Below are 21,830 nucleotides of genomic sequence, written 5' to 3'. Positions count from 1 at the left end.
AAAGTTGTGATATTTCCCCCGCGTGTTTTCGGTATGATAGACTAGATTTTGCTAGTTTCATATCTAGTATAAACCTCTATACTTTCAGAATTTTTTTGCATGCGGGGGATGTCATTCAATGAAACACACTTTTTTTAAAAGAACGTTGCTGATCATAAGTTTGTTGGCTATTTTAGGAATTTTGGTGTATGAAGCACGTAGCATATACCACACACCTACAGTTAAAGGGGCTCATCGTACACGCACAGCTAATGCAGATCGACTGGTACGCCATTTATTTTCAATGACGCCTACACCAGATAAAGTATATTACCAAAACAAAGTAATTGTCCTGATGTATCATGAGGTGACCAAGACTCCACCTGATCCCGGTGCTCTCAAGCTTAGTAATTTAACGAGGCAGTTGGACGAAATGAAAGCTAACGGCTTCCACTGGATCACGATGAAAGAGTATACGGATTTTATTTTACATAAAGCCAAGGTTCCTGATAATGCGGTACTTATGACATTCGACGATGGCTACGAGTCCTTTTATACGGACACTTTTCCTGTGTTGAAAAAGTACCAGGTACCGGCAACCAATTTTCTCATCACGTCCACGATCAGCAATCCCAAACATATTGGTATTCCAAAGCTGACATGGGATCAAATTCATCAGATGCATGCTGAAGGCATTGATTTCTACAATCATACCAATGACCAGCATGCTTACGGATACTCCAACACAGCGCGCACCCAACAAAAGCCGCTTCTGATGGCTCCAGTGTATTCGAAAAAGCTGGGGCGAATGGAAACCGAGAATGAGTTCAAACAGCGAGTTTCTACCGATTTGGACATGGCTGACAAGAAGCTGTTCAAGCATCTACACAATGATCAGAATGTACTTGCCTTCCCTTATGGTGGGTATACCAAGGAGACGATGGAAATTTGCCGTTCCTTGGGTATTGACGTTACGTTTACGGTGAAACGCGGGATTAACTCGCCAGGGCAAACGAACGGCTATCGCGTCAATGCAGGTGGAATACACAATATTCCCGAAGTATTGGTGCAATACATGAAGGAAGGTGCTCCCCTTCGCCCACTTCCTTTTGCTCAAGGTCCCAACAAGGTATCCTAAACGTTGGCTAGCTTATTGAAGGATAAAAAAGAACCTTTAAAACCATTTTATGTCGTGGTTTTAAAGGTTTTTTTAATGTATGAGATGTAGATTAGGGCCAGATGCGAATTGCCGCGATAACAGCCAGATGTACCGGGTAAAAGCTACGCCACAACCAACGCGGTACCCGACTATAAAATCCGCTTTCTCCAGTTGCAAAACATACGATCAGAATACTGGACAGCAGACTAAAGTGCTGAAGATTCGCGTGATGCACCATATCATACACTACGTTCAAAACAAAATGGGCTGCAATCATCATATATGAACGGGTGTATCGATAAATCAGAACCAACAGCAGTCCATAGGCTCCGTAATCCATCTGGCTGAGCTCCATAACCAGAGCTGAGACGACGTACAGGCACGTTACAGCCGTCCAATGCTTTAAGCGGGATGCAGCAGCCAACGCAAGCAACGAGGCCAATAGCGTCCAGATTACGTTCGGTCTAAGCACATCAAACGCCAGCATATAGGGCACCTGAGAAATCAGAGCCAGTCCGAGTAGACGGAGCATGTAGCTCTGCATGTCTCGGGTATGAGTATATCCCGCATACAGCGCGTACGCGTAGATTGGAAAAGCAAGCCTGCCGGCAATTCTCCAAGCCGGATCCGTCGGAAAAAACACAAGTCCGACATGGTCAATCAGCATCGTCAGCATGGCCAACCAGTACATACAAGGCCCCCTTATTTATGTTTTACGTTTTATCTTCTGTCAAGCTCAGAATGGCGTTCATGATGTCCGTTTTCGTAACCCGCCCTACCAACTCCCGAATTGGAGTTGAGGAGCTACATTGCTCGTCCAAAACTGGAAGACAATTGACCTGATGCCGAATCAGTTTCGATATCGCTTCCAGTAAAGTGTCTTCTGGAGCAAGCGTCGTCATTTGGGCCCGGCGCGTCATTGCCATGGTCACCGGGACGGTGTGAAGATCGGTATGCCCCAGCATGACCTTCAGCAAATCCTTGCGGGTAACAATTCCAATGAGCTCCTGCTCCTCTCCTGTGACCATCAGGGTGCCTGTATTTTGCTGAAACAGCATCAGCACCGCATCATAGGCGGTCGTGTCACCGGAAATCAAAATCGGATCACTAAGTATATCCGCCACCGTCAGCTTTTTGAGCATGTTGCCGATATGACTATCATATTTAGGATGACGCCCTGGCAGGTAGCCTACCTTCGGCTTGGCATCCACCAGTCCGAGCATAACGAGCAGAGCAAGGTCAGAACGGAGAGTCGGACGCGTCAATCCCAGTGTTTCAGCAATTTTATCCCCCGTAACAGGTGCCAGACGCTGGACAATATCAACAATTTCCCGCTGTCTTTCAGACAGTTGAATAATGATTACCTCCTTATGGAGTGGGGTAGAATACATTATAAAGAGTATAGATCGGTAAATTTCAGGCATCTTCCGACAATTCATCAAATTTTAATCATACACCGCTTGTTTTCAAATTTAAAATGTGTCACAATTAAGAATGTAATACATACTAATTATAAGTTTAACGTGTGCAATATGCTACATTTATAATGAACTATTGTACATCGCGTGTGATATGTATTATGTATTATATAAACCTGAGGAGGAAATCAAATGAAATTTTTCTTGGATACTGGTAACATTGAAGAAATCAAACGTATTGAACGTTTGGGTCTGGTTGATGGTGTAACAACGAACCCTTCACTGATCGCTAAGGAAGGTCGAGTGTTCAAGGAAGTCATTCAGGAGATTTGCAGTATCGTTGAAGGTCCCGTAAGTGCTGAGGTTATTGGTCTGAAGGCTGAAGATATGCTCAAAGAAGCTTATGATATCGCCAAGTGGGCACCGAACGTGGTTATCAAGCTTCCTATGACTGAAGATGGCTTGTATGCTTGTAACGAGCTGACCAAGAACGGAATCAAAACGAATGTAACACTGATTTTCTCCGCGGCTCAAGGTTTGATGGCAGCCAAAGCTGGCGCTACTTTTATCAGCCCGTTCGTAGGACGTCTGGATGATATCGCTGTTGATGGTATGAAGCTGATTCGTGAACTGAGACAAATTTTGGACATTCATGGTCTGAAATCTGAAATCATCGCCGCATCCATCCGCAATATTAAGCATGTAGAAGATGCTGCTCTGTCTGGTGCACATATTGCCACCATTCCAGGTTCCTTGCTCCCTTCTCTGTGGAAACATCCGCTGACAGACAGCGGTATCGAACGCTTCCTGAAGGACTGGGAAACTGTACCAAAAGCTTAATTCGCCAGTCATGGCAAACGATATTATATCAACCCAAGCAGCCCGTATTTTACGGGCTGTTTTTTTTGCTGTAGTGATAGCAGAACCCAAAACGCTGAACAACTTTTTTTGACAAAATAACTTGTTGTTCATATAATTGTTATAACAACTAATTAATTTCGAAGTAATTTATGTACGGGAAACGGAAAGGAGTACCTATGAATAACTTGCCTCCCGATTGTTCCATTGGGATGTTGCTCGGGATTACTCACCGCAAAATGAGTCAGCAGCTCCTGCAGCGTCTCAAACCTTATGATATTTCCCCAGAGCAATGGTCGGTTCTGTACCAAATCTATCAGGCTGAGGGTTTAAATCAGAAAGAAATTGCAGCTAAGGCCGTGAAGGACCAGCCTACCACGACTCGAATTATTGATTTGTTGGACAAGAAGGGCTGGGTACGGCGTGTGAATAGTCCACAGGATCGTCGGGCCTATTTGCTTCATCTGACTGAAACAGGCCGACAGCTTGTGGAGAAGACTCTTCCTGTCGAACTTGATACCAATCACGATTTTGTAAAAGGAATTTCCTCGGCCGATCTGAAGCAATTCCGCCAGACTCTTTTACAAATTCACGCCAACATGACCGAATCAGAAAAACAAGGAGAGAACGATTAATATGCAACAAGGCAAGCAACCTCTTTGGACCAAGGAATTTATCGTTCTTACGGTTTCCAATTTATTTTTGTTTCTGGAATTACAGATGATCCTATCTTCCATTCCTTCTTATGTGAAAAATACATTCCACGCTAGTTCCGTTCAGGTGAGTCTCGTTACCACCTTATTCGCTTTAAGTGCGATTGCAGCACGACTCTTTTCAGCCCGTATGCTGGAAAAGGGACATCGCAGTACCCTGATCTTCGTGGGACTGCTGTTTGCATTGGCAGGAACGCTGGGGTACAGTGTTTCGCCAACGATTACAGTGCTTCTGCTCATGCGGATGTTATTTGGGATTGGCTTCGGTATGAGTAGCACGGCCTTTCCAACGATGGCCTCTGACGTCATCCCGCCCAAACGTCTCGGTGAAGGAATGGGCTTCTTTAGTCTGTCCACTAGTCTAGCGATGTCGATTGGGCCGACCATCGGCATTTCGATGCTTCAATACGGGAGTTTCAACCTGCTTGCCTATACGACAGCAGCTGTAATTGTTGTGATATTCCCGTTGGCTTACTGGCTGATTCGTACACTACCCAAAGAGCACATCGAACCACCTATGGTTCCTTTGGAAGAAGGGCGAAAACCGGCATTTAACCGTAAATTGTGGGTTCCCGCCTTGTTGAACATGCTGATGTCTATCACATATGGTGGATTACTCGGCTTTATGGCGCTTTACGGGGATGAAGCAAATCTGGCACATCCGGCCTACTTTTTCCTGTTTAATGCGGTATCCGTGCTGATCGTGCGTCCCTTCTCGGGCCGTATTTATGACAAAAAAGGGGCAAAAGCACTGCTCATCCCTGGCTCCCTGTTTTTAATTGGCGGTCTGATCCTGCTTTCCTACGCACACAGTGATGTCTTCATGTATATGTCTGCTCTTTGCTACGGTATCGGGTTTGGTGTCATGCAGCCGACCCTCCAAACCTGGATGATTCAGGTCGTGTCTCCTAAACAGAGGGGCATGGCAAACGGTATGTTTCTCAATTCCCTCGATTTCGGGGTTGCAGCCGGAGCGCTTATACTTGGCATTATCGCCAAAGCAAGTGATTATGCGTGGATGTACCGTCTTTCCTCGCTGTTTGTTGTACTGTTCTTACTAATCTATGTCATACAAATCGTTGTGAGCCGCAAGCCTAAGACGCATCTCCCTCTAGAAGGGTAGACTATATTTTACAAATGAACATTAGCTCTTACTTGCTTAGTTATCAAAAACACCCGTTGCCATGGTTTCATGGACAATGGGTGCTTTTTCATTTATTTCGCAGGAGTTTTGCGTCTTAGCTTGGGAGAACGAGGCTTTTCCCGGGACACGCTTGTTTGCTCCTCATTTACACTCATACGGTCCGTGGATTTGTCATCTGTGGGTTCATCCTGCTTGGGTCTGACCGCAAACAGCATCAGCAGAGCTGCAATGCCTCCCACTGCGGCCATCACGCCAAAGAGCAGACCATGTCCACTGCTGCCCAGCAGCAAGGATACAACCGGAGGGCCTAGTGACACCCCGACAAAGCGCATGCTGCTATACAGGGCAGTAATGGTTCCGCGTTCCTCTTTTTCAATTCCCTTTGTAATGAGAGAATCCAAACAAGGCAGCGCAAGCCCAATTCCGCCGCCCCCTAACGTAAACAGTCCGATCACCGCATAAATATTTTGGATAAATCCGAGAATGGCAAAGCTGATCGTCAATATGGCCAAACCACTAAAACCGATCCACTTCATACGCTTTTTGTGCTTGCCGATGATCTTGCCTCCTACATAAGAACACAGACAGAGGGAAATCAGCGGAATGGCTAACACAAAACCTTTCCACACTCTATGGAGGTTGTAACGACTTTCCAAGATGTCGGATAAGTAGAACAAGACGCCAAAAATGACAAACATACAAATGCCGCCCATAGCGAAAATAGCATAGAGCCAACGTCCTTTTTCGGCAAGCACCCGCTTCACATTTCCCACAAACTCCCGAAACATAATCGGTTGGTTCTTACGCTTAGGCACATGGATCAGCCAAAGCACCAAAATGAGCGAAATCAGACAGAGGCCTGGAATTACGGCCAGTGGCAAAAACCATAGAACAGCTCCCAATGCGGCACCGAGTATCGGACTTAGCACTTTGCCAAATGTGTTGTAAGTCTCGACGACCCCCAGGTTCTTACTGGCCTCATCCTCATTCTCGTACAGATCACCCACAAGCGGAATGACTATAGGAAAAGCCCCTGCCGCTCCCGCACCCTGAAGTAGACGGCCTGCAATAATGGTCCAGTATGCTGCCGAATCGTGAAGCAGCCATGCTCCCGCTGCAGAAATCCCCCCACCAATCACCGTCAGAATCAGACAGGGAACAATCACCGCCTTACGGCCAAATCGGTCGGAGAGATAGCCCGCAATCGGTATCAGTAAAATGGCCACCACCGCATATACTGTAATCAACATGCTAATCCGAAAAGAGCTTACATGTAGCTTACGTCCGATTTCCGGTAACACAGGAATCAGCATGGAATTACCCAGCGTCATCATCAGCGGGATGGAACCTAACGCAAGCAGATTCCCCTTATTTTGTTGCATCCCGTTACCACCTTTGCAAAAGTAATAACACAGCTGTTCAGATTTGTTCAACAGATGTTATTGTGTTTACATTGGTGGGGATTTATACGGCTACACTTTAAATCCACCGACCCTTGCATTCAGCAGTTGCGACATATCCGCCAGTGTATGAATAGATGATGCAATTTCCTCCATGGAAGCCAGTTGCTCTTCAGCCGCCGCACTGACGCTCTGGGTTCCTCCTGCCGACTGCTCTGCTACTTCACGAATACGTTCTACTGCTTCCACCATTCGCTCTGATCCGCCGGACATTTGTTCTACGGACCGGTTTACATTGTGAATCTGTTCGCTGACCTGTTGAATGGAACTTCCAATCTGACGAAATGCGGTTTCTGCGGATTGCATGACCTTTACGCCAGACTGCACTTCAACCGTCCCTGTCTGCATACTGGAAGCGACATTTCCAACATGCTCCTGAATATTTTGCACAAATTGTGTGATTTCTGCTGCTGAAACCGATACCTGCTCGGCCAATCTTCTTACCTCAGAGGCTACAACTGCAAATCCTTTGCCCTGCTCTCCGGCTCTTGCCGCTTCAATCGACGCATTGAGCGCCAGCATTCCTGTCTGTTTAGCAATTCCAGTAATAACAGCTCCAATCATGCCAATCTGTTCGGCCTGTTCACTAAGTGAACGTACAGCACGTGCAGAGCTGTCTACACTTTCGCTTACCTTCTCCATCTGACGCATAGCCTGACCTATAGATTGTTCCCCTGCTTCTGCATCTTTAGCGGCTGTATCAGACAACTCATATACCTGCTGGCTCGTAGCTGCAATATGCTCCAGTTCGTGGGCAAGCTCTTTCACAGTATCTGTAGTTTGTGTAATATCGTCGACCTGATGCTCCATACCAGCCGCTAATTCTTCCATTACACCGGAAGTATGACGATTGGCCTGATTCATTTCCTCTGTACTTACGCTAACCCGTTCTGCGGTTACGGTTAATGTACGCGCCGTATCCTGAGCATCCACTATAATACTGCGGAATCCCTCAATAAGCTTGTTGTAGGAGCTTGCAATCATACCGATTTCGTCTTTGGACGTAATATCCAGTCGGCTACGCAAATCTCCCCCACCTTCAGACATTTCCAACAGTTGCTCATTCATATGGTGTAATGGACGAATTGAACGAATCAGAACGATGGATTGAAAAATACTGTAAATGATAACCAGAAGCCCTACAATACTCGTAATCAAGGATGTATTCGTCATCGTTTGGTGCGCTTGCTGTACTTTCACCGTCACCATATCCTCTTGAGCTTTGACGAAGGCTACTACCTTGGTATCAAGTTGCTTGCGCAACACCCGTTCGTTTTCAAAATCATCGAGCAAATCAGAAAATGGCGGGAAAGCGTCATCTCTTGTACTCTGATACCCCGCTGTAGTCAGTAAACGATGAACTTGATTCATATAGGTATTAATCCCCGTCTTGAGATCAGTCATCTTTTTACTAGAATCCTCATTGCCTGTACTAAGCAGAGCTTCTGTCTCCTGTAGCAACTTTGCAACTTCACTTTGCTTGTTTCCGATCTCTTTCCCATACTGTTCGTCACGAGTTAGCAAATATGCCCGCTCATCATTAGATATGCCGTTTAACAAAAATTGAAGAGACTTCGAGTTATACGCAATAGCCTCTTCACGATTCATAATATCCTTGTACTCATTCTCACTATGTACGCTTAAAATGTAATTGGTCAGCAGCATTGCTGCAATCACACTCGGGATCAGTATCGCGCTAAGAATCATTTTGGCCTTAATCGTTAAATTCATGAATCGGTCCCCCAGTTATTTCTGAATAAAATGTCCAACTTACTATATATCGTTTTATTCGATTGTTTTTTTGAATGAAATAGAAAATAGTGTATAGATTTTTAAATATATTTATGTCTATTCAGTGAACATATATATCTTTTTTAATATCAAAAAACAAAAAAATTCAAAATTAGGTAAATGAACTGTTTTCAGTTTGTACTCTTCGAATTTCAGACTATTTAAATGATATACTATGTATTGGTATAGCATAAGCCTCAAGGAGGATCTGCATGAACAGTCTGGAGCTCAAACCGCTTATTCACGTGCTTAACGAGTTGGAAACCCGCAGCTGCCTTATTGAGCAGCAGGGTAACATGATCTTGAATTACTATCGTGAACCTCAAATTGCTAACGAACTCTATAAAATAAATTCCTGCACCAAAAGCGTGATTTCTGCATTAGTTAGTATCGCTATGAACCAGCAACAGGGACCGAAACCGGAGACGCCGATCCTCGAATTCTTTCCCCAGTTGGCCACAGATAGTGATTCTCGAAAACATGATATTACGATTGAACATCTGCTGACGATGTCCGCAGGCTTTAACTGGACGGAGTTTGGCGGACAAAACTCTTTTCCTACCATGAGCAAAACGTCAGACTGGGTGCAATTTGTACTTTCACAGCCATTATCGGATGTGCCAGGCACGCGAATGGAGTACAGTTCTGGCTGTTCTCAACTTTTGGCCACCATACTACGTCATGTTTCTGGACAAACAGTTGCTGAATTTGCCGAACAGCAATTATTCCAACCGCTCGGTATCGAAAGCTACCATTGGGAAACCGATCCTCAGGGCACTCATACGGGAGGCTTCGGACTGCATCTCAGGCCAATGGACATGCTCAAATTCGGGCAGCTTTACCTGAATGAAGGAGGCTGGGAAGGACGGCAGATCATCCAAGCAGAGACGGTTCGATATTCAACCCGTCCGTTTCTCCCTGCTGCCAAACCACAAAAAGCATTTTACGGATGGCACTGGTGGACTTCTTCCTTTTCAGATGGAACAGATACAGGAAGTGAAACGGACTATTTTTACGCTCTCGGCTTTGGTGGGCAATATATTGTTGTCGTCCCGTCGTATGACATGGTTGTTGTCGTTACCGCCGATAAATTCAAAAAGAAACGGACTCCTGTGGATATTTTCCGGCAGTATATTGTACCGCTACTACTCCAGCAGAATGGATAGGAGTAGATAACCAATGCTAAAAGTTGCAACTGATTCTATCAAAAATCTGCATCAAAAAGGGCTTGCCTGTTGGATCAAGCAAGCCCTTTCTTTACATATAATCGCTACATTGTGACATACTTCATCCACTTTCTAGCGCCTTACCTAGCCCAAGTGAATCGTAAGCTCTTGCTGTCCACTGGAAGCTGGTGTAATAATTACACCCTGTTCTCCCGACTGGCTGCTGCCTTGCTCCACTTGAACAACCTCGTGGATACCGCGCAGGACGATCGACCATGGTTTAACAGCACCTTCTGCCTTCACTGTAATGACAGAATCCTTGCGGCTGGCAATAACCGTTAACTCTTCTTCACCTGACGTATTCACGATAACCGTTCGAGCCTGTTGCCCCTCACCAAGCTCAAACAAATGAAGCGCCACTTGATCAGCATAATCATAATCCGGACGACTGTCCTCATGACCGATTGCCAACAGTGTGTTCGGCTTCACGAGCACAGGCAAAGTTGTAAAATCATGATGCTCGTTGACCCAACGACCACCTGACACTCTCTCATTCGTAAGTAAATTTGTCCACTGACCTTCTGGTACATAATACTGTACATTGCCTTCTTTATTAAAGATTGGGGCTACCAAAATGGAATCCCCCAGCATGTATTGCAGATCCAGTGTTGCACAGGTTGGGTCCTGCGGGAATTCCAATACCATAGCCCGCATCATCGGCAGTCCCTTTACCGAGGATTCCACAGCAGAAGGATACAGGTATGGCATTAGCGAGCATTTGAGTTTTGTAAAGCTACGCACCACATCCACTGATTCTTCGTCAAATAGCCAAGGCACGCGATAGGATTCGTTTCCGTGCAGACGGCTATGGGAGGACAGAAGTCCAAATTGTACCCACCGTTTGTATACGTCCGGCGCAGCCGTTAACTCAAAGCCGCTAATATCATGGCTCCAGAAGCCGAAGCCGCTCAAACCAAGCGACAAACCGCCTCGTAAGGATTCCGCCATCGACTCATACGTCGACGAGCAGTCTCCTCCCCAGTGAACCGGGAACTGTTGCCCCCCGGCTGTAGCGGAACGTGCAAATAACGCGGCTTCATTTTTACCCAGCTTTTCCTCCAGCACATCAAATACAGCCTTGTTGTACAAATGCGTATAATAGTTATGCATTTTCATCGGATCAGATCCGTCATGATATACCACATGGGTAGGGATGCGCTCGCCAAAATCAGTTTTGAAGCAATCTACCCCCTGATCTACTAACACCTTCAGCTTATCCTGGTACCAGGCGACTGCAGCCGGATTCGTGAAGTCAACCAGCCCCATCCCCGCCTGCCACATATCCCATTGCCACACGCCACCATCGGCGGTTTTGACCAGATAACCATTCTCCATGCCTTCATCAAACAAAATGGATTTCTCAGCAATATACGGATTGATCCATGCACAAATTTTGAGCCCCTTTGCCTTCAATCTTTGCAGCATGCCTTCCGGGTCTGGGAACATGTCTTGATCCCACTGGAAATCGCACCATTGGTATTCCTTCATCCAGAAGCAGTCAAAATGGAATACCGAGAGTGGCAGATCTCGCTCAGCCATCCCGTCCACAAAATGATTCACTGTGGCTTCATCGTAATCTGTTGTGAACGAAGTGGTCAGCCACAAACCAAAAGTCCAGGCTGGTGGTAATGCAGGCTTACCCGTCAGCTTGGTGTAATTGTCCAGTACCTCTTTAGGGTTAGCTCCTCCAATAATAAAATACTCTAACGATTCGCCGGAGACGCTAAACTGAACCTTTGATACATTTTCCGATGCAATCTCATAGGATACCTTTTCCGGATGGTTGACGAACACACCATACCCTTTATTAGATAGATAAAATGGAATGTTTTTATAGGCCTGCTCACTGCTGGTCCCGCCATCTTCATTCCAGATATCGACCACTTGGCCATTTTTTACGAACGGAGTGAAACGCTCTCCGAGTCCGTATACGTACTCACCGATGCCCAGCTCCAGCTGTTCCCGAAAAAAAGGCTGATCCTGCGGGTCTGTAATATAGCCTGGTCCCCGATGTCCGCTACCTGTGACTCTGCGATCCTCGACATAAAAGCCTACGTCCCAGCTCTTTCCACGACCGACTCGCACACTCAGATCGCCGCTTTTCAGTACCGCTGCGTCCTCATCCACCGTAATGCCTACCTCTGTTGGCAAGGTGTGAATTTCAAAATCCGGTCCCTGATGCACCCGTCCCTTATGGTGGTTTAGACGTACCCGAATGACATTCGGCATAGGCGAGCTGTAGGTCGCTTTCAGCAACGCTCCGTTCAGTGTATCTCCTTTATGCTCGATCCGGTGGGTTGCTGCATATACCGTCATGGAAGCATCGTCCGTCACGATATCACGGATTTCAGCAGGATTTTGTATTTCATAGCCCTTGCGAACCAACCAATAGCCATCTGTAAATTTCATCTGTTCCTTCCTCCGTCTCAATCTTTATATTCTTGATTCCAAATCGCTTGTTGGATTTTTTCGAAATCCTCACTATAATAATATTGATTTATGTAAGGGTTTACTTCTTTTATTTTGACGTATTGTATCAATATTTTGATGTTTTCTATATAAATCAGTTTGCCGAAAGGAATCATTGAAATGCAAAGGGAAATGTTACGAGAAAACCGCATTCACGGCAATCCCATGTATCCAGTCAGCGTATATCCGAGCGTAGAGCAATTGAACGGAAATAGTATATTGGAGTCCCATTGGCATGAGGAAATGGAGTTTATCGTAGTGGAACAAGGGACCGCTGTATTTCAGACGGATATGGTCTATACGGAGGTTAGCGAAGGTGAAGCCCTTTTTGTAAACAGTGGCGAGCTTCACGCCGGTTATTTACAAAAAAGTCCTCGCTGTGTATTTTCTGCGGTGGTGTTTCACCCCGACATACTGCACAGCCGCACGCAGGATACGGTGCAGACGCAGTTTATTGACCCATTTATCAGTAAAAAGCTTGTCCCTCCCCCCCACATTCGCGGCGTGCAGCTCTGGGAGCAAGAGGTGCTGGCTGCATTGCGATACATTATCACCAGCCATGAAAAGAATGCGCCTGCCCGTGAACTGGCGACCAAGGCACAGCTCTATAGCATGATCGCCTGCCTGTACCCACACATGACTCCCGCTAACGGAGAGGATGTGATTATGGCGGGTCAGCGCAACAAAGTTGAACGGATCAAAAAAGCGTTGGCGTATATCAACAGTCATGCTCATGAGCCTATACGTTTACGGGAAATCGCAGATGAGATTGGAATGAGCGAGGGACATTTCTGCCGTTTTTTTAAGCAGATGGTTCAGAAAAGCCCGGTAGAATATATCAACTATCATCGGATTCAAAAGGCTTGCAGGTTGTTGGAGCAAAGTGATCGAAAAGTGGTTGATATTGCGCTGGATGTTGGATTTGACAATCTAAGCTACTTTATTGCGACCTTTAAAAAATGGAAAGGCCTGACCCCTTCGCAGTACCGTAAGCAGCACGAAGCAGATCAGGCGCTTGCTGTCCCTTATATAACAGACTGATATGCATAGGATAAATTATTTGTTTTTTTTGGGCTTCATAAGTACTAAAATTATTTTTCTTCCTCTTAATTTAGTAAATATATAGCCAGCTACACCTCCTAAAACAGAGGGAATTAACCACCCTAACCCTACATTATATAATGGGAGAAAATGGGTGAAAAAATCATTAATTACATTAATTTTTATTCCAGCAGCATTCAAGCCATCAAATAAACTAATGATAAAGGTTAATATCAAACTGCCTTGATATACTTCTGACTTTCCTTTAAATACGGGATGTAAAAAAGTTAAAAATATTAGAGAAATAGCAATAGGATATATTGCCATTAATACTGGCGTTGAAACCTTAATGAGCTGTGTTAAACCTATGTTGGCTACAAGGATACTAAATATAGATAACATGAGAGCGACTCTTTTGTAAGAGACTTTTGGAAATAATCCATGAAAAAAGGAAGAGCAGGAAGTGATAAGCCCCACACTTGTCGTTAAACACGCTACTGTAATCATTAAGCCTAATAGAATAGATCCATAAGATCCAAAATAATAGGAGGAAACCTTAGCTAACACCTCAGCACCATTTCCTAAAATGCCCAGTTTTTCAACACTAGAAGCTCCCATGTATGAAAGAGACGTATAGATAAAAGCTAAGAGTAACACCGCAATTGCTATCGCTTTGCCACAAATGATCATCAGCTCTTTTTTTGTATTAACCCCTCTATCCTTAATCGCATTCACAATGATAATTCCAAAAATAAAGGCTACAAGAGCGTCCAATGTTAAATAACCCTCTTGAAAGCCTTTAAAAAAGACATTGGATGTATAACCCTCCGCAGGTTCTTGGAATTTTCCTATTGGGTGAATAATAGCTACAATCACAAGTAATCCAATGAATGTCAATTTAATGGGTGTTAGGAACTTTCCGATGACATCAATAATTTTTGTAGGATTAAGTGACAACAAACATGCAACTGCAAAAAAAAGGATAGTAAATACAAAAAGTGCGACAGGATGATCTGCATTGTCTGAAAAAAAAGGCTTTACTCCAATTTCAAATGACACACTACCGGTTCTAGGAATTGCATACAAAGGCCCGATGGCTAGATAAAGGATTGTTGTAAAGACAAGACCGAATACTGGATGTACACGACTCGCTAAAGTTTGCAAATTGCTTTTGCCCGAAAAAACAAAGGCTGTGACGGCTAGTAATGGTAAGCCGACACCGGTAACCAAGAAACCCGCATTGGCTATCCATACATTCTTTCCGGCCATTTGCCCAAGCATAGGTGGAAAGATTAGATTCCCTGCACCAAAAAATAAGGCAAATAGCATTGATCCTATAATGATAATAAAGGACGTAGAAACACTTTTAGACATAATAAATCCTCCAACCACGAACTCACAACATTTTGTTTTTATTCGTTTTCTTTTAATTTTGTATACTGTATGTTAATAGGAACGTAGCCAATTGTTGCATTCAAAGAACGGCATCTGATTGCCTAGAGTATGTTACTCTATATACGATCATCGTTTCAAGTAACTTTGTACTTGCAAAAATGAATCATTTCATCCCCTTGCTTTTGCACTTATGAGGCTACCCTATATTTCTCCTCCTACTTAGTGAGCTTAATGAACTATAAGAGAATTTTACACGTAGGACTTATTTCTTACAAGACATAGATGTAGTTACACACACCCGGTAGGTCTCGTAAAAGTTTTAAATTACTACATAATCTGCGGTTTAATCGAATCATCAACTGATTGTAATAAGCACAGGAAATCTTGGGAAAATGCCCTATGGAAGCAAGCGAATAATCCTTACAATTAATAGTACAACAATGCATATTAACGTTGAATACAATTTGAGCGGCTACAATTGAAGGGGTGCTTAAACATGACGAATTTGGCAAAACGCAACTATTGGTCTCTGAGTATTTTTAACTTCGCTTATCTATTTACATGGTCTGCCGCCATGTCTTTTTTTGTCATTTGGCTGGGACAAAGCCTGGAAATTTCAGAAACCTACACGGGATTTTTATACGCGGCTAATTCAATCGTCGCCTTGATCATGCAGCCTTTGTTCGGTTACTTATCTGACAAGCTGGGCTTGAGAAAACACCTGCTGTACATACTCTTTACAATCCTTTTGCTCGTCGGGCCCTTTTTTATCTATGTATACGGTCCATTGCTTCAAACGCAGTTCGTCATTGGTGCCATTGTTGGTGCGCTATTTATCGGCCTGGTATTTAATGCAGGTAACGGTGTCGTCGATTCGTATATGGACAAAGTTTCGCGTAAATATGGCTTTGAATACGGACGGGTTCGTATGTGGGGTTCACTCGGGTGGGCGGCGGCTACTTTTGTTGCGGGACGGGTCATCAATATCAATGTAAATCTGACCTTCTGGATTGCCTCCGTATCTGCCATTGTTGCCATGATCTGCATCTTCCTGACCAAAGTCGAAATTTCTGGACAGGAGCAGCAGAAAACAGAATCGTTGAAGCTCATTGATGTGCTGCATCTCGTACGTACCACAAAGTTCTGGTTTCTTATGCTATTCATGGTTGGCGTGACCCAAATTTATGAGGTATATGACCAACAGTTTGCCACATACTTCGTATCGCAGTTCAGTTCCAAAGCGGAAGGAAATCAATTCCTTGGCGATTTGAGCGCTGTGCAGGTTTTTCTGGAATTTGTGTTCCTTTTCGTTACCCCTTGGTTTGTGAACAAAACGACCGCCAAATGGGCATTAATTATTGCCGGGTCGATTATGTCTTTGCGTATTATCGGCTCTTCGCTGCCATTCGGTTCTATATGGGTGGCTGCGATGAAGATGATTCACTCCCTGGAGAAACCACTTATTCTGGTAGCCATCTTCAAGTACATTACCGTTAACTTTGACCAGCGCTTGTCCTCCACCATGTACCTGCTGTATTTGTTTATGGGCTCCCTGGTGGTTTCCATTTTCTCACCCATTGTCGGGCATATGTATGAAGTATTAAATTTCCCGATTACTTATGTAATTCTGGGTTCCATTGCAGGTCTATTCACCATCCTATCCTGTTTTACACTGACAGCAGACAAGAAGAATGGAGAGCGGTATCTGGAAGAACGCCGTAAACAGGATCTGAAAAGAGCAACCAAAAAAGCTGAAGCAGTTCATTCGTAATCTAATGGTTTAAGCTTAACAAAACAGCGGCAGTCTAGGACTTTTTTCTCGTCCAAGGCTGCCGCTCTTAACTCCAGTTGATTTGAAGCTTATTTTAAATCTTGAATACCGACACCGTCTGATTCATCTCTTCCGCCCTCTTGGCAAGCATGTTAGCACCCGCAGACACTTCCTGCATGGATGCGGTAGTTTCCTCGACTACGCTTGCGACTGTTTGAGTAGAATCTGCAGCACGTTCGGAGATTTCAGCAATTTTCTTCATCGATTCAACCATAGAAACGGTTCCTTCATTTACGGATCTTGCTTCTAAAGCCGCCGTGTCCACCTCACCGCTCACTTCTTCAACGGCACCTACAATCTCAGAAAAAACGTTACCTACACCTTCGACAAGCATCATACCTTCATTCAGAGATTGAACACCTTCATTCATTGAAATCACAACTTCATCTGTTCTTAAGGTAATTTCGTTGACGAGCGAAGAGATCTTGCCTGTTGCTTCACTTGCTTGTGCCGACAGATTGCGTACTTCATAAGCGACAACCGCAAACCCTTTTCCCTGCTCTCCCGCCCTCGCAGCTTCTATACTCGCATTTATTGAAAGCAAGTTGGTTCGGGCTGCTATATCACGGATCATAGCTGTGATCTGTCTGATCTCCGCAGACTTTTCTCCTAGAATATTTACCACTTCAGCGGATTGAGTTACCTTGGTATGCACATCTCTTATTTGGGAGACAGTCGAAGACATTTGGGTTTTCCCGTTGTTTGCTTTTTCTTGTGCTTGGGTTGTGAGATTAGCCACATGAACAAAGCGATTGGTTATGTTGTCTACACTTTTAGAAACGTCTACCGTGTAATTCAGCGTTTCAGCTATATCTGCAAGCTGTGTCTGAGATCCCTCTGCGACTTGAGTGGCACTTATAGCTATCTGCTCGGTAGCGATGCTTGTCTGTTCCGCACTGGCCGTTAACTGTTCAGCCGTAGAGGCAACCAGTAAGGAATTATCCACAACTTCCTTTAAAAGGTTGCGCAGTGAATCGCACATTTCATTAAAATCGGATGCCAGTTCCCCGACCTCATCTTTTGACTGGACTCTAAGGGGCTCCACTTGCAGGTCCCCCCTCGTTACCAGCTTTATCTGTTCCGCTATCTTTAATATGGGCTTAGTGAACGATTGAGCCAGTAAAAAAGAACCGATGATTCCAAGGATCGTACATATGATAGTTAGAGAAATCATCAAAATTCTACCTGAATGGTAAGATTGACTCGATTGATTAGCGGCATCAGTTGCGTATTGCTCATTAAGTAGCTTCAGTTTATTTACATCTTCTAATGCTGCCTTATAAATAGAAGAATTTCCATGAATGATCATGTAGGCCATCACTTTGTCGTTTTCTTCCATGGCAGCGGAAACCACCTTTAGATGGCGAAGATACATTGCCCACTGACCATAAAAGTTGGTGAACAGTTCTTTTTCCTCTGCCGTAGAGGCTAAACTTTGATATTCATTTACACTCTTAGCCATTGAAGCTGTAGCTTGGGTTAGTTCTTCTTGATAAGTACTGCGAACAGCCGCATCCTCTTCAAGTATCAATCGAACGGTGAGTCTATCGATTTCTGTAATCTGCTTATCCATACCCTGAAGAAGAATAACCGCGGGTAAAGACCTGTTATTTACCTTGTCAGAAGCCTCACCCATTTCTGACATCTTAATGACGCCTATAACACTTGAAAGGGACAGTACGATAACCAGTATGAGCGCTGCACTAATTATTTTTTTCTTTAACGTTAATTTAAACATCTTTATCTTCCTCCCGTAACTGGTCTCGTATCATCACTGCTGAGCTTTCCAGTATATGCGTATTTGGCGCAACAGCTCAGCCTTATCTATCTTTCCACTGATGTAGCTTTGGATAGATGCTCCTGTGATGCCCCCATGATCAGGTGGAAGGGTTGCCATAAACGGTAGTGTCTTTCCGGTCGAGATATACGACTTGATTGATCGTCCCAAAGGATCGGCAGGCTCTAAATCAATATTTTTGAACGCAGGTACCGTATTAGCCTTGTTTACCAGAAATTCTTGTCCGGACTTGTCGTATACCAGCCAGTTCAGAAACTTCTTTGCTTCCTCTTGCTCCTGAGGTGTGGTAGCTGTGGAGTCAATGAAAATATACTTTGTTACACCGACTGTAATCTTAGCATTGTTAGGGTCATCCGTATTATCGCTTAACGGAAGGGGCAAAAAACCGTATTCCTCATTTGCTGTATCATTGCTCTTAATCCCAGCCCAAGCCCAGTTGCCCATAAACCAAAGCCCCACTTTTCCCTCTCCTAATGCTTTGGCTCCATCGTCATACGTGCTGTCCAAAGGCGAATTCTTATTGATGCTGTTATCCTTGAGCAGATCTAAAGTTTGTACCCATCCAGTCATTACACTGTTTTGGGACATATCGATGGAGTTGTTCTGCATACCATTAACAAATTCTGGAAAACCCCCAGGCTGAACAGAATAAGACAGAGCTAAAAGATGTGAGCCGAGAGACCAGTCCATTGGTGATAGCATGACCGGTGCTACTCCCGTCTTCTGAATCTTAGCCATTAATGAGTTCAGGTTGCTTCTACTTTTTACCGAGGAAGCATCAAAAGCCCCACCTGTTGCTTTGTCCAGCACTTTCTTATTGTAAATTAATCCGTAGCCTTCCACTGCAAATGGAAACCCCAGCACAGCATCACTTTTCTTAACGGCGCCAAGTCCATTTTCTATCGTATCAGCTACCCACTTTTCTTTGCTTAAATCAACGGCTTTATCCAGAAATTGCTGAGCATCCCCAGGATCCAGCATCGACATGGTAGCGGGACTTCCTGAGCCGTACATCGACATCAGCTTTTGATATGCAGACGTCCCCTCAGGAGCGGTTATAATCTCCAAAGATACTTCAGGGTGCTCTTGATTGTATTGTTTTGCTACTTCTTCTAATTGGGTTTTTATTTCTGATTTGGAATTCAAAAGTGTAATCTTGGTCGTCTGCTGTGATACTGGTGAAGCTGAACAACCTATAAACATCATTAAACATACTAGAGAAATCGCAACTTTTAGCTGTTTTCTCATTAACTTTCCCCCCTAAGGATTTACTTTTATAAATTTTATGAATAATATTCAATGTTATCGACATAATCCTTCGCGAAGGTTAGAAGTTTTTCGTTGGTAAATATCGGAAGTTAAATAATAGTACAAACAGGTTGTTACGTTAAGTTAACAGACAAGATAGCACAACAAATTTTATCCAATCGCGTCTTAATATGGGGAAAAGTTACTTCACAACAAATTTAATCAAAAAAGGGGCAATCATTTATGAACAAAGCATTCTGCTGGGTTTTTCTTGCAATCTTTTTATTTATTTCATCATCCACTACTTATGCAGCAGAAAATCAAATCAAAGTTGACGGTGTGACTGCTACATCCGATGTGAAGCCCGAAATGAAGAACAACCGTTTAATGGTACCTCTACGTGTTGTTAGTGAAAGTTTGGGGGCTAGCGTCGAATGGTCCAATTCCGAGGTTATTCTCGCTAAAAGCGATATGAAAGTGAAATTAGCAATAAATAGAAGTACAGCGGAGAAAAACGGCGAAAAGATACTGCTTGATGTAAAACCATACACGAAAAACAATCGCATATATGTTCCACTTCGTTTTATTGCAGAGACGTTTGGCTGCAATGTCAATTACAGCAACCTTGCAGTGATTGTTGATACTAAACCACTGTTCATAGACGGTGTACAAGTAAAAGCATTGCAATATGAATACCATATGTTTATGGGCGGCGTAGTTCAGCAAATTAATGGAAATGCATTTAATGAAACCATCTATAGTATTTTTGCAAACAACATAGGTGAAAAGGTTGAAGCACCTGCAAACTACTCTTGGAGCTTCACTATTGACACACTTGGGTCTTATTATAAAAATGCACAATATGATTTTTTAGACAAAAAAGGGAAAAGCTTAGTCCGTTTTGATATTTATTCTTTAATTAGTCCTGTTCCATCTGAACTTTCAACAGAATATCCAGAGATTTTAGTTCATGACGTATCGAAAGATGAGTGGTATTTGTTTAATGATACCGCAAGAAAATCCATTAATCAGTTAATGTTTACCGCTGGGAAGAACGGTTTTCTGAAGATTATAAGTAACACAACTGTATAATGTGGTTTTTCTTATTACACTTTTTTCGTCTCCAAAAGATAAAAGGCAAATTCCCAGCTGAACATAAGCAGCACAGGAATTCGCCTTTATTAACCGTATATAAGATGAACTCTTCATTTTACATAGAAAGCGGAATGAAGGTTATTTTTCCATCTGTAACATTTCTGACTCATAGGACTGAAATGCATTTTCCATACCCATCACTACATCTTTAATCTTCATGTATCCTTTGGTATACGGTTCCGAATCGCGAATTTCTTCCCACATATAGTGATATTGCTTCATATCCTCTGTTTCGCATACGACGAAATCGGTGTAGTCCTTTCCAGGCAATGCTTCTGCATCAAAAAACCGAACCTGAACCTGTTCGTTATACTTTTGAATGGTAGCCTGCAAGGTCCCCGCATGTTTTCGACGTTCCTCCCGAGGAAGAGCCAACCAGGAAGGGTAGAATTCCAATAATACAATCATCATATAACGCATATGCCTATCTCCTTTTTTTGGTGAAGCTTGAATGATGTATCGTTATTGTACGCTGCTTGTCTACAAATTCGCATTAACATAGGTTAATGCGGATCACTACGCAGCAAACGACTAAGTGACACAGGGGAGACGCCTATGTAAGAAGCTATATGATATTGGGCAACTCGCTTGTCCAATCCGGGGTATTTTAGGAGAAAAGCGTGATAACGTTCCTTAGCGGAGAGGTACAATAATTCGCGTTCCCGCTCCTCTTTTCGAATGTAAAGTCTCTCTACACTCTTGCGCACGAATCTTTCCCACATATGGCTTGTATCCATAAGCTCCTTCAATACGTGATATGGAATTTCAATGACAACCGAATCTTCCATTGCCTCAATCGAAAAAGTGGAGGCTTCTTCTTGGATCATAGCCCCATAAGAGGTTACGTAATCATCTTCTGGCGAAAAACCGACATTATATTCTCTGCCATCTGCTAATGTATAAAATAAACGGAATAATCCCTCTGAACAAAAATAGGCATGTTTCACAAGCTCACCTGCTTCAATGAGAACCGTTCCCTGCTGAACATGCTTCACACGGGTTTGCTCTACAAACCGGTTCCAATCCTGCTCTATAATCGAGGCATGATGAGCCATTTTTTCTAGTGAACGATAATAGGGATGCATCTGCCCACCTCTTCTTGACTTTTATAAAGGAATCGAAGATAACTTTTATGGCTTCGTATA

Annotated in this window: 18 protein-coding genes; 8 read left to right on the top strand and 10 right to left on the bottom strand. The window is 43.8% G+C overall.

Annotation, left to right across the window (positions count from 1 at the left end; all coding sequences use genetic code 11):
* Window positions 1-118: 118 nt before the first annotated feature.
* On the top strand, window positions 119-1,117 hold the full coding sequence (locus JOD82_RS06400; protein ID WP_165147683.1) for a polysaccharide deacetylase family protein: 999 nt from the start codon (window positions 119-121) through the stop codon (window positions 1,115-1,117).
* Window positions 1,118-1,208: 91 nt separating this feature from the next.
* Here JOD82_RS06400 and JOD82_RS06395 read toward each other — a convergent pair whose 3' ends face one another.
* Both JOD82_RS06395 and JOD82_RS06390 read right to left on the bottom strand, forming a co-directional pair.
* On the bottom strand, window positions 1,209-1,829 hold the full coding sequence (locus tag JOD82_RS06395) for a TraX family protein (protein WP_209948001.1): 621 nt from the start codon (window positions 1,827-1,829) through the stop codon (window positions 1,209-1,211).
* A 22-nt stretch (window positions 1,830-1,851) separates the two neighbouring features.
* Window positions 1,852-2,529 carry a CBS domain-containing protein gene (locus tag JOD82_RS06390; RefSeq protein ID WP_049816861.1) on the bottom strand — a complete coding sequence of 226 codons (678 nt, stop codon included), beginning with the start codon at window positions 2,527-2,529 and terminating at the stop codon, window positions 1,852-1,854.
* Between the two features lie 219 nt (window positions 2,530-2,748).
* Between JOD82_RS06390 and fsa the strand changes: the two genes are divergently transcribed.
* From fsa to JOD82_RS06375, 3 genes are all read left to right on the top strand, one after another.
* A complete protein-coding gene (gene fsa, locus JOD82_RS06385) occupies window positions 2,749-3,396 on the top strand; it encodes a fructose-6-phosphate aldolase (protein ID WP_013309811.1) in 648 nt (215 codons plus the stop codon).
* 197 nt (window positions 3,397-3,593) lie between these two features.
* Window positions 3,594-4,049 carry a MarR family winged helix-turn-helix transcriptional regulator gene (locus JOD82_RS06380; protein ID WP_209947999.1) on the top strand — a complete coding sequence of 152 codons (456 nt, stop codon included), beginning with the start codon at window positions 3,594-3,596 and terminating at the stop codon, window positions 4,047-4,049.
* Between the two features lies 1 nt (window position 4,050).
* Window positions 4,051-5,250, top strand: a complete 1,200-nt coding sequence (locus tag JOD82_RS06375; protein WP_069011373.1) for an MFS transporter — start codon at window positions 4,051-4,053, stop codon at window positions 5,248-5,250.
* A gap of 92 nt (window positions 5,251-5,342) precedes the next feature.
* On the opposite strand, the gene JOD82_RS06370 is transcribed toward JOD82_RS06375, so the two are convergent.
* A complete protein-coding gene (locus JOD82_RS06370) occupies window positions 5,343-6,653 on the bottom strand; it encodes an MFS transporter (protein ID WP_209947997.1) in 1,311 nt (436 codons plus the stop codon).
* Between the two features lie 90 nt (window positions 6,654-6,743).
* Window positions 6,744-8,462, bottom strand: a complete 1,719-nt coding sequence (locus tag JOD82_RS06365; protein WP_069011371.1) for a methyl-accepting chemotaxis protein — start codon at window positions 8,460-8,462, stop codon at window positions 6,744-6,746.
* 272 nt (window positions 8,463-8,734) lie between these two features.
* Here JOD82_RS06365 and JOD82_RS06360 point away from each other — a divergent pair, with 272 nt between their 5' ends.
* Window positions 8,735-9,688 (top strand): serine hydrolase domain-containing protein, encoded by a 954-nt coding sequence (locus JOD82_RS06360; protein ID WP_069011370.1) that lies wholly within the window; start codon window positions 8,735-8,737, stop codon window positions 9,686-9,688.
* A gap of 144 nt (window positions 9,689-9,832) precedes the next feature.
* On the opposite strand, the gene yicI is transcribed toward JOD82_RS06360, so the two are convergent.
* Window positions 9,833-12,157, bottom strand: a complete 2,325-nt coding sequence (gene yicI / locus JOD82_RS06355; RefSeq protein ID WP_069011369.1) for an alpha-xylosidase — start codon at window positions 12,155-12,157, stop codon at window positions 9,833-9,835.
* Between the two features lie 180 nt (window positions 12,158-12,337).
* Between yicI and JOD82_RS06350 the strand changes: the two genes are divergently transcribed.
* Window positions 12,338-13,258 carry an AraC family transcriptional regulator gene (locus tag JOD82_RS06350; RefSeq protein WP_029516781.1) on the top strand — a complete coding sequence of 307 codons (921 nt, stop codon included), beginning with the start codon at window positions 12,338-12,340 and terminating at the stop codon, window positions 13,256-13,258.
* A gap of 15 nt (window positions 13,259-13,273) precedes the next feature.
* Here the strand turns inward: JOD82_RS06350 and brnQ are convergent, their stop codons facing one another.
* A complete protein-coding gene (brnQ, locus tag JOD82_RS06345; RefSeq protein WP_209947995.1) occupies window positions 13,274-14,632 on the bottom strand; it encodes a branched-chain amino acid transport system II carrier protein in 1,359 nt (452 codons plus the stop codon).
* A gap of 517 nt (window positions 14,633-15,149) precedes the next feature.
* On the opposite strand from brnQ, the gene JOD82_RS06340 reads away from it, so the two are divergent.
* Window positions 15,150-16,424, top strand: a complete 1,275-nt coding sequence (locus tag JOD82_RS06340; RefSeq protein WP_069011367.1) for an oligosaccharide MFS transporter — start codon at window positions 15,150-15,152, stop codon at window positions 16,422-16,424.
* A gap of 94 nt (window positions 16,425-16,518) precedes the next feature.
* On the opposite strand, the gene JOD82_RS06335 is transcribed toward JOD82_RS06340, so the two are convergent.
* Window positions 16,519-18,222 carry a methyl-accepting chemotaxis protein gene (locus tag JOD82_RS06335; protein WP_209947993.1) on the bottom strand — a complete coding sequence of 568 codons (1,704 nt, stop codon included), beginning with the start codon at window positions 18,220-18,222 and terminating at the stop codon, window positions 16,519-16,521.
* A 33-nt stretch (window positions 18,223-18,255) separates the two neighbouring features.
* Window positions 18,256-19,530, bottom strand: coding sequence for an ABC transporter substrate-binding protein (locus tag JOD82_RS06330; RefSeq protein WP_209947991.1), 1,275 nt, complete (start codon window positions 19,528-19,530; stop codon window positions 18,256-18,258).
* A gap of 243 nt (window positions 19,531-19,773) precedes the next feature.
* Here JOD82_RS06330 and JOD82_RS06325 point away from each other — a divergent pair, with 243 nt between their 5' ends.
* Window positions 19,774-20,622, top strand: coding sequence for a copper amine oxidase N-terminal domain-containing protein (locus tag JOD82_RS06325; RefSeq protein ID WP_069011366.1), 849 nt, complete (start codon window positions 19,774-19,776; stop codon window positions 20,620-20,622).
* Between the two features lie 141 nt (window positions 20,623-20,763).
* On the opposite strand, the gene JOD82_RS06320 is transcribed toward JOD82_RS06325, so the two are convergent.
* The gene (locus tag JOD82_RS06320) at window positions 20,764-21,105 is read right to left on the bottom strand and encodes a darcynin family protein (RefSeq protein WP_029516775.1); all 342 of its coding nucleotides are present in this window, start codon (window positions 21,103-21,105) and stop codon (window positions 20,764-20,766) included.
* A gap of 83 nt (window positions 21,106-21,188) precedes the next feature.
* Window positions 21,189-21,770, bottom strand: a complete 582-nt coding sequence (locus JOD82_RS06315) for a Crp/Fnr family transcriptional regulator (protein WP_029516774.1) — start codon at window positions 21,768-21,770, stop codon at window positions 21,189-21,191.
* Window positions 21,771-21,830 lie beyond the last annotated feature (60 nt).

Source organism: Paenibacillus sp. 1182 (assembly GCF_017833915.1).
In the GTDB taxonomy this organism is placed as follows: domain Bacteria; phylum Bacillota; class Bacilli; order Paenibacillales; family Paenibacillaceae; genus Paenibacillus; species Paenibacillus polymyxa_D.
Note: the sequence above shows the minus strand (reverse complement) of the source record. Positions and strands in the feature narration are given on the sequence as shown.